We start from the raw sequence: 1,349 nt of genomic DNA, 5'->3' as shown, positions 1-1,349 counted from the left end.
ACGCGGCCCTCAACCCAGAGCCGCTCCCCGCATAGAAGCGGCCGAGAACCTGGGACGGTTCAAGGTCCATCCCGCTCGCTCCAGTTCCAAGAGGGCATCCAGTGTCAGCGAGTCCATGCCACTACGCTAGCCAACAACGCGCGCACATCGGCAGATGAGGATGCTCACGCGCCCCGCGGCATCGGGCAAGTTTCTATCGGTCCACCTCAACTGCACGCGCTCCACAACTTGCATCTCGAAACACCGTGTCGGCGCCCGAGCGCCAAGCGGGGCGCAGCACTGACCCGTCGCATGACCGGAACATTCTGTTCCCCGTATTCGGGACGCCCTTACGGCAGCACCCGGGACCGTGTCGACGAGTCGCCGGTGCGTGAACTGCAGCCGTGAATGGCGCGATCCTCGCAACGCTTGTTGACGCGCCCTTCGTTGTCGGGAAGCTGCGCGCTCGGATCAACCCTGGGAACGTTAGGAGTAGATGGCGAGGGGCATGATGCGCATCGAAGCTCCGTTCACGCGGGAGGCCAACTTGAGGTCGATATACTCCGAAGGCGGCTTCTCACCAACCTTCGGGGCATTGCTCATCAGCTTGCGCATCTCTTCGATGCCGCTATCAAGCGCGGCTGGGGCAAGGTTGCGAAGGAGTTTGTTGCGCGAGAAGGTCGGCGCATCCTTTTCGACAGGCGCGATAACCTTGCCCAGCACGGTGAAGGTTCCGTCGAGGAGTCGGTCGGGATCATCCACGATGAAGTGCGCCAAGTCGCAAATGGTTATCAGGGTCAGCGCCGGGGTGGCAGTGACGCGTCCGTAGTACTCGCGCGTGGTTTCCTGGCGTGTGTCGGCTTTAACGGCGTTTGCGATCGCTCGGGCAAGCTCACCTTTCATGTCCGCCGCGATGCCCATTCGCTGCGCGTGCTCTTCCCGCGCCTCATGACCTCCCTCCGTGGGGAAGCGTTCAAGGTAGTCCTGCTTCACAGTGAAGCGCGTAACGGCCTCAACGAGTTCTGGCGAGATGACATCGAGGGCGAGCGTGAGCTCGACCGGGTCGAAGGCGGTGGTGTACTCCACGAACGCCCCCGGCCGCACTGCCTCAGCGTGCTTTACAGATGCCACGCGCGTCAGAAGATTCTCCTGGTCGAGGAACTGCCGCACGAGGTGCAGGTTGTACGCCTGGGAGTAGACGAACTGCTGACGTGACGCGGTTCCGGTGCTCTCGGTCCAGCTCGACGACAGGCTTGCTCGAGCTTCCAATCCGACCTCGCCACCCCCAGCGAACGGCACCGCAATCTGGCTGATCCCAATCGAGGGTGTAGTCGCGGTCTGGAAGTCGCCGGCTTTGAGTAGTGGCCTAG

Annotated in this window: 1 protein-coding gene; it reads right to left on the bottom strand. The window is 62.5% G+C overall.

Going from position 1 to position 1,349, the window contains the following annotated elements:
• Nucleotides 1-465: 465 nt before the first annotated feature.
• Nucleotides 466-1,349, bottom strand: an 884-nt coding sequence (locus FS770_RS13850) for a DUF6414 family protein (RefSeq protein WP_186366807.1), incomplete at its 5' end; no start/stop codon positions are given.

It is taken from the genome of Kocuria salsicia (assembly GCF_007681555.1).
GTDB classification, from domain to species: Bacteria; Actinomycetota; Actinomycetes; order Actinomycetales; family Micrococcaceae; genus Kocuria; species Kocuria salsicia.
This window is presented reverse-complemented; position numbering and strand designations above follow the sequence as displayed.